Source organism: Roseiarcus sp., from assembly GCF_049514155.1.
Classification (GTDB): domain Bacteria; phylum Pseudomonadota; class Alphaproteobacteria; order Rhizobiales; family Beijerinckiaceae; genus Roseiarcus.
In genome coordinates, this window is sequence record NZ_JBEKVH010000189.1 from 1 (window position 1) to 7477 (window position 7477).

Genomic DNA, 7477 nt, shown 5'->3' on the forward strand with positions numbered 1-7477 from the left:
GCGCAGGCGCGGAGCGGTGGCGCGGCGTTTAAGCGCGCGCGGCGACGCTGCGGTCGATAGTGACAACGGCTGTCGCGCCGATCGCCGTGACGATCAGGCTCGGTACACCGTGCAAGTTGAGGCCGGAGACGCCGCCAATCCCGACCATCGCGCCGACATAGCCGCAGACGACGGAGTTGGCGGGCCGCGACCGACAATGATCAGCGCCATGTCTGCGGCCGCGACGATTGCGTTTTGTACCATAGAGTGGTACACACAGACAAACATTGAGCCAGCAGATGATCGCGAGCTTTCGGGACGAGTGGCTGCGGGCGTTCTTCGTCGAGGACACGCGCTCGCGGCTCATCCCGGCCGACCTCGAAAGCCGGCTGTTTCGCAAGCTCCAGATGATCGACGACGCGACGACCGATCAGGACCTGCGGGCGCCGCCCAGCAATCACTTCGAGAAGCTGCGCGGCAATCTGGCGAGGTTCCACTCGATCCGCGTCAACAGCCAATGGCGGCTGGTCTTCCATTGGGATGGCGGGCGAGGCGAGGCCGAAGGCGTCTATCTCGACGACCACGGCTACAGGTGAGGCGATCCATGCTGACAACGAAGCGCAAGCCGGCCACAGTCGGCGAGATTCTGATCGAGGAGTTCATGCAGCCGATGGGGCTGACGCAGGCCGCCTTGGCTGAGGCAATGGGGGTCCAGCGCAAGCATGTCAACGAGCTGTGCAACGACCGCCGGAACGTAACAGCGGCGACGGCGCTCATCCTCGCGCGCGTATTCGGCAACAGCCCCGACTTCTGGCTCAACATCCAGCGGCGCAGCGATCTGTGGGAGGCGATGAACAGCCCCCACGAACGTGAGCGGATCGAACGCGCGAAGCCAATCGGCGCCGCGGCGTGATCGCCGTCAGCGTCATATTTACCTATGTACACTGTTATATGTAAATCCAATGGCCTTCCATAGCGCCAACGCAAAAGTGCGCGTGAATTGGCGCCTAGCGCTTTGAAAAAGCTCGATCGCTGAACGCGTTTGTCGCACGCTTTGCGCGCCCAGCTCACTCCGCCGCGCTGCGGACCGTGGCGAGTTTGGCCAGCGCCTGGTCGAGATCCTCGATCAGGTCGTCGGGGTCCTCGAGCCCGACCGAAAGCCTCAGCAGGCCGGGGCCGATGCCGAGCGCGTGATCGTCAGCGCGTCGGCGACGGCGAAGGCTTCGGCCTTGCCGCCGACGACCTCGAACGCGACCAGCGTGCCGCCGCCCGACATCTGCTTGGCCGCGACCGCGCGCTGCGGATGGTCGGCGCGGCCGGGATAGACGATGCGGGCGACCTTCGGATGGGCGGCGAGGAAGTCGGCGATTCTTCCCGCCGTACGGTCCATCTGGCCGACGCGCAGCGGCAGCGTCTCCAGCGACTTCAGCAACACCCAGGCGTTGAACGGCGACAGGCAGGGTCCGGTCTGGCGGAGGAAGTTGTGGACGTGGTCGGCGATGAAAGCCTCGGAAGCGAGAATGATTCCCCCTAACGTGCGGCCCTGGCCGTCGATGTGCTTGGTCGCCGAATAGACGACGCAATCGGCGCCGAGCGCGAGCGGATGCTGCAGCATCGGCGAGGCGAAGGCGTTGTCGACCACCAGCGTCGCCCCGGCTTTGTGGAGGATGTCGGCGACGGCGGCGATGTCGACCACCTCCAGCGTCGGATTGGTCGGGCTCTCGAGGAAGGCGGTCTTGGTGTTGGGGCGGATCGCCGCCTTCCAGGCGGCGAGGTCGGTTCCCTCGATCAGCGTCGAGGCGACGCCGAAACGCGGCAGCAGCTCTTCGACGACGTAGAGACACGAGCCGAACAGCGCCCGCGACGCGACGATATGGTCGCCGGCCTTGAGCTGGCCCATCAGCGCCGCGGTCACCGCCGCCATGCCGCTGGCGGTGGCGCGCGCCGCCTCGGCGCCCTCGAACAGCGCCATGCGCTTCTCGAACATCGCGACGGTCGGGTTGGCGAAACGCGAATAGATGAAACCCGGCGCGTCGCCTTTGAAGCGCGCCTCCGCCTGCGCGCAGGTGTCGTAGAGGTAGCCCTGGGTGAGGAACAGCGCCTCCGAGGTCTCCTCGAACTGCGAACGCATCGCGCCGCCGTGCACCAGACGGGTGGCGGGGCGCAACGTGCGCGGATCGCGGGACTTGCGGGGGCTGCTCATACGCGCTTCCTTTCGCGGCCGAAAACCAAGGCCAAGCCAGGGCTTCGGGACAGGGGCGCGCGGTTTGAGGGCCCCGATCTTTTAGCCCGTTGTTTAACGTGGCGGCAAGCCGACCGGCTCAAATGACCACGGAACTGCATCCATAATCCGATCGGCGTCAGGGCGTCAACCGCGGTTTTTCGCTCAACAACATGTTGACGGTTTGGCCTTGCGACTCCCGCCGCTCAGGAGAGCCGATATACTCGACTGATGCACGAATTCGCCAGCCATGAGTCCTGAGCCCAAGATCGCGGTGCGCCGCCGCCGAGCGGTGCCAAGACTGTTCCACGGCGCGGACCTCGCCGAGGACGCATTTCTCAACGCGCCGTTCGGCCTGTTTGCGCGCCAGAAAATCAAGGCGATGGAAGGCCGTAGGCTGCTCTGGGCCGAGCGCGAGATTGAGGACGCCCAATTCCAGCCCGCCAGTCTCGATCTCAGGATCAGCAAAGAGGCCTTTCGGGTGCGCGCAAGCTTCCTGCCCGGGCGCGAACGGTCCGTTCGAGACCGACTGAAAAGCTTGAACGCGGAGCCCGTTTCGCTGGCAGGCGCCGGCACCGTGCTCGAAAAGGATATCGTTTACGTTGCGCGACTTATGGAGCGGTTGGAACTTCGGCCCAATCTTTCTGGCGCGGCCAACCCGAAGAGTTCGACCGGCCGGCTAGACATTTTCACGCGGCTGATTGTTGACGGCTCGGAGGCGTTTGACGACGTGCCGCTCGACTATCGGGGCGAGCTTTGGCTCGAAATCTCGCCGCGTAGCTTCAGTGTGCGCGTCCGCGAAGGATCAAAGCTGAGCCAGATTCGGTTTCGCAATCGAAACTCGCAACATATGGAAAAATACACGTTCGCCTTGACCGACGACGAAATCAGGAAAAAGCACGACGAGACTCCGCTAGTTGATGGCGACCTCAACTTGCGCGAGGGCGTAGTGTTGCGTGTTGATCTAAGCGGCGCGGGCCACGAGATCGTCGGATATCGCGCGATCAAAAACAGCGACGTCATCGACATCAGCCGCGTCGCGGGTTACGCGGCCGAGGATTTCTGGGAGCCGATCTACGCGCGTCCGGATGGACGGCTAATCCTCGATCCGGGTGAATTCTACATTCTCGCCAGCCGGGAGAAGTTGCAGATCCCCGCTGACCTCGCCGCCGAAATGGCGCCGATCGATCCGGCGATCGGCGAGTTCCGCGTCCATTACGCCGGCTTTTTCGACCCCGGCTTCGGCCAGGGGCCGGACGGCGCCCCCTGTGCGCGCGCGGTGCTGGAAGTGCGCAGCCGCGACGTGCCGTTCCTGCTCGAAGACGGCCAGCCAGTCGGGCGCCTCGTTTACGAAAAGCTCGCCGGCGCTGCCGATGAGCTCTACGGCGCGGGCGCAGCGTCGAACTACCAGGGCCAGGGGCTGAAACTGTCGAAGCACTTCCGCGACTTCAAGGCGCCGTGACGCGGCGCGAGCGGCGCGGCTTGTCGGAAGCGCTTTCGCCACGCTATAACTTACGCCGCGCGGCCTGTTCGCGGGCCCTGGCGGGCGTAGTTCAATGGTAGAACGGCAGCTTCCCAAGCTGCATACGAGGGTTCGATTCCCTTCGCCCGCTCCATTTTCGCGTTGAAGCGCTGATTTTGATAGAACCGGCTGAAGCGCTCAGCCGGTTTTTGCGCATTCGGGGCGCCGTCGTCGGACATGCTCAAGCGCCTCGTCCAACGCCGGGCGCGGTTTGGTCCTCGGGCGCATCTCCGGCGCTCCCGCGCATAGGGCTCACCGACCCATTTCCGACACGGACCGATTCGTTCGCTCAGCGATGTGCAGTGCACAATAAATGGACAGAGGCGACGTCTCGACGCCAGCTAAGTCCGCGCCCGGGGGCCGACGAAATCGTCGCTTCCCACTTCGATCAAGCGGCGATTGCGCCCGGATCGACATGCGCCCCGGCGAGAACGCCGCTATTCTGCCCCGATTTCCGCCAAATCTAGCCCCCGCGTTTTTACGTCTGCGAGTTGCAAGAATACCGACTGCAACGCCGCATATTTGCGCGCGACGACGTCCTATTCTCGTGAGACCATACTCGCGCTCACAGGAAGCATCAGGCTCGTCTCTGGCCGACTTGGGGGCGTCATGGAGCGAAAAGTGTCGGTTAGCGAGCGCCCAGCGTTATACGCCGTTGCGGCGTCGCCTGCGCGCCGACATCACGCGTCGCCCGAAGTCGCACTGACCGGCATCTATGAAATATCGAAGATTCTCAGCGGCGCGACGCGCCTCGAGCAGACGCTCGCCAATGTCGTCAATGTGCTGAGCAGCTTTTTCGACATGCGGCTCGGCATGATCGTCATTCTCGACGCGGGCGGTGAGCCGGAGATTATCGCGACTTCCGGATGGGCGAGCGAGGCTAAGGGCAAGCCGATCGAAACCTTGCCGCGGCTCGTCATCGACAGGTTGATCGCCACGTCGACGGCGGTGGTGGTCGAAGACGTGGCCAAGGACCCTCTGTTCGGCAAGGCGGCCGATCTCATCTCTCGCCGTCTCGATGGCAGAGTTTCGTTCCTCGGCGTGCCGATCAAGAGCGACGAACGCGTGATCGGAACCTTGTCGATCAATCGCGTCTGGGACGGCGAGCGGGCAAGCGGCTTCGATGACGACCTGCATTTCCTGCGCATGGTCGCCAATCTCGTCGGGCAGACGGTGCGGCTGCATCGTATGCTGTCGGCCGAGCGCAAGCGTTTCCTCAACGAGAAGCGAACCCTTGAAAAGGCGCTCGACGAGCGACTAGATGAATCGCGTCGCGGCCCCGCGCCCAAGGTCGACGGCATCGTCGGCGAAAGCGCGGCGATCCGCAAAGTGCTGAAGACGATCGAGATCGTCGCCAAGTCGAATTCGACGGTGCTGCTGCGCGGGGAAAGCGGCACAGGCAAGGAATTGTTTGCGCGCGCCGTGCACGATCTCTCGGCGCGCAAAAGCAAGCCGTTCATCAAGCTCAACTGCGCGGCGTTGCCCGAGAGCGTGCTCGAATCGGAATTGTTCGGCCATGAGAAGGGCGCCTTCACCGGCGCCGTCGGCCAGCGCGCCGGGCGCTTTGAACTCGCCCACGGCGGCACGTTGCTGCTCGACGAAATCGGTGAAATTTCGCCGAGCTTCCAGAGCAAGCTGCTGCGTGTGCTCCAGGAGGGCGAATTCGAACGGGTCGGCGGCGCGCGTACGCTCAAAGTCGACTTTCGACTCATCTGCGCGACCAATAAGGATCTCGAGGCTGCTGTGGCCAAAGGCGAGTTTCGCGCCGATCTCTATTACCGCATCAACGTCATTCCCGTGTTTCTGCCAGCGCTGCGCGAACGGCCCGGCGACATCGCGCTGCTGGCGCGCGCTTTCCTCGATCGCTTCAACGCAGAGAATGACCGCAAACTATCTCTGTCGTCCGGCGCGATGGACGCACTGAAGCGCTGCTACTTCCCCGGCAATGTCCGCGAACTCGAGAATTGCGTGCGACGCACGGCGACGCTCGCACATGGTCAAACCATCGTGCGCGACGACCTTTCGTGCGCGGCCGGCGACTGCCTGTCGGCGCTGCTGTGGACCGGCAGCGGACGCGGCGCCTTCGCCGACCCGATCGACGAACTTGCCTCGGGGCGAACGATCGCGGCGCCGACTGTCGAGCGACCGCCGGCGCCGAGCGTCCCCGAAGCGCGCGTTCGGGCCCGCGAATTCGCCGAAGCCGTCGCCCCCGACTCGACCTGTGCGCGCGCCGAAACGGGCGACTGCCCGGCGATCGCGCCGCGGCTGACGGAGAAGGACCGGCTGCTCGAGGCGATGGAGCGCTCCGGGTGGGTCCAGGCCAAGGCCGCGCGCGTCCTCGGCATAACGCCGCGCCAGATCGGCTACGCGCTGCGCAAGTACCGCATCGAGATGAAGCGCTTCTGAGCGGGCCCGACCAGTCGAAGCGGATTTCAGGCTGCCGGCTTAGGGTTGGCCGTTGGCCGAGTCGCCAAGCGGACCGGCGCGCGCCGCTCTGTCGGCAACGCGACAAAACCGTGTCCGAGAGATTTCAGCAGCGCCCAGCTTCAACGTAACACATTGATATAACACGCGGATAAATCTGGCACGACCCTTGCGCCGATCGGCGGTGGACAACAGGAATCGCGCCAATGGGTCAGCCCGTCACGATCTCGCTCGACAGCCTTATCGCCCCGGTCGATCTCGACGCGATGAAGCGGACCGCCGCTTCCGGCGGCTGTTCTTCGTCCTCCTGCGGCTCCTCGACCCGACCGGAGGACATGGACGCGGAAGTCTGGGAGCGGATCAAGGACCATCCCTGCTATTCCGAGGAGGCGCACCACTATTTCGCCCGCATGCATGTCGCCGTCGCGCCCGCGTGCAACATCCAGTGCAACTACTGCAATCGCAAATATGACTGCGCCAACGAGAGCCGGCCGGGCGTCGCATCGGAAAAGCTGACGCCCGACCAGGCGCGGCGCAAGGTGATCGCGGTCGCCAACGAAGTGCCGCAACTCTCGGTGCTCGGCATCGCCGGTCCGGGCGACGCCTGTTACGACTGGAAGAAGACGCAGGCGACCTTCGCCGCGATCGCCAAAGACATTCCCGACGTCAAACTCTGCATTTCGACCAACGGCCTCGCGCTGCCCGACCATGTCGACGAATTGGCCGACATGAACGTCGATCATGTGACGATCACCATCAACATGGTCGATCCCGAGATCGGGGCGAAGATCTATCCGTGGATCTATTTCCGCAACCGCCGCTGGACGGGCGTCGAGGCGTCGCAAATCCTGCACGAGCGGCAGATGCAGGGCCTCGAAATGCTCATTGCGCGCGGCGTTCTGACCAAGATCAATTCGGTGATGATCCCCGGCGTCAACGACGAGCACCTGATCGAGGTCAACCGCTGGGTCAAAGCGCGCGGCGCCTTCCTGCACAATGTGATGCCGCTCATTTCCGACCCCGCCCATGGCGCGCATTACGGCCTGACCGGCCAACGCGGCCCGAGCGCGATGGAGCTCAAGGCGCTGCAGGACAGGCTCGAAGGCGGCGCCAAGCTGATGCGCCATTGCCGGCAGTGCCGCGCCGACGCCGTCGGCCTGCTGGGTGAGGATCGCGGCCAGGAATTCACCCTCGATCAACTGCCGGAGTCGGTCGACTACGACCCCGCCAAGCGGACTGCGTATCGCGAGTTTGTCGCCGTCGAACGCGGCGATCATGTCGCGGCCAAACAGGCCGCCGCGGCCGCGATCCAGGAGGCCGCCGCCGAGGGC

At 64.5% G+C, this 7477-nt stretch carries 5 protein-coding genes, 1 tRNA gene, 1 pseudogene and 1 riboswitch; of the genes and pseudogenes, 6 read left to right on the forward strand and 1 reads right to left on the reverse strand.

What is annotated here, in order from left to right; translation table 11 throughout:
• Positions 1-278: 278 nt before the first annotated feature.
• A complete protein-coding gene (locus tag ABSF49_RS19165; protein WP_424114241.1) occupies positions 279-575 on the forward strand; it encodes a type II toxin-antitoxin system RelE/ParE family toxin in 297 nt (98 codons plus the stop codon).
• 8 nt (positions 576-583) lie between these two features.
• Positions 584-892 carry a HigA family addiction module antitoxin gene (locus tag ABSF49_RS19170; protein WP_424114242.1) on the forward strand — a complete coding sequence of 103 codons (309 nt, stop codon included), beginning with the start codon at positions 584-586 and terminating at the stop codon, positions 890-892.
• A 154-nt stretch (positions 893-1046) separates the two neighbouring features.
• Here ABSF49_RS19170 and ABSF49_RS19175 read toward each other — a convergent pair.
• Positions 1047-2182, reverse strand: a pseudogene (locus ABSF49_RS19175) (aminotransferase class V-fold PLP-dependent enzyme).
• A gap of 61 nt (positions 2183-2243) precedes the next feature.
• Positions 2244-2322: riboswitch (SAM riboswitch) on the reverse strand.
• 152 nt (positions 2323-2474) lie between these two features.
• On the opposite strand from ABSF49_RS19175, the gene ABSF49_RS19180 reads away from it, so the two are divergent.
• The 4 genes from ABSF49_RS19180 to nifB form a co-directional block, all read left to right on the forward strand.
• Complete coding sequence (locus tag ABSF49_RS19180) at positions 2475-3662, forward strand: 2'-deoxycytidine 5'-triphosphate deaminase (protein WP_424114243.1); 1188 nt, start codon at positions 2475-2477, stop codon at positions 3660-3662.
• Between the two features lie 80 nt (positions 3663-3742).
• Positions 3743-3816 (forward strand) — tRNA-Gly (locus ABSF49_RS19185).
• Positions 3817-4331: 515 nt separating this feature from the next.
• Positions 4332-6128: a nif-specific transcriptional activator NifA gene (nifA, locus tag ABSF49_RS19190; RefSeq protein WP_424114244.1), complete on the forward strand. Its 1797-nt coding sequence runs from the start codon at positions 4332-4334 to the stop codon at positions 6126-6128.
• Between the two features lie 224 nt (positions 6129-6352).
• Positions 6353-7477, forward strand: a 1125-nt coding sequence (gene nifB, locus ABSF49_RS19195) for a nitrogenase cofactor biosynthesis protein NifB (protein WP_424114245.1), incomplete at its 3' end; no start/stop codon positions are given.

Bases quoted from the DNA above. Each gene is read 5' to 3' on its own strand.
- ABSF49_RS19165 (WP_424114241.1), top strand. From the start codon at position 279: ATGATCGCGAGCTTTCGGGACGAGTGGCTGCGGGCGTTCTTCGTCGAG.
- ABSF49_RS19170 (WP_424114242.1), top strand. From the start codon at position 584: ATGCTGACAACGAAGCGCAAGCCGGCCACAGTCGGCGAGATTCTGATC.
- nifA (WP_424114244.1), top strand. From the start codon at position 4,332: ATGGAGCGAAAAGTGTCGGTTAGCGAGCGCCCAGCGTTATACGCCGTT.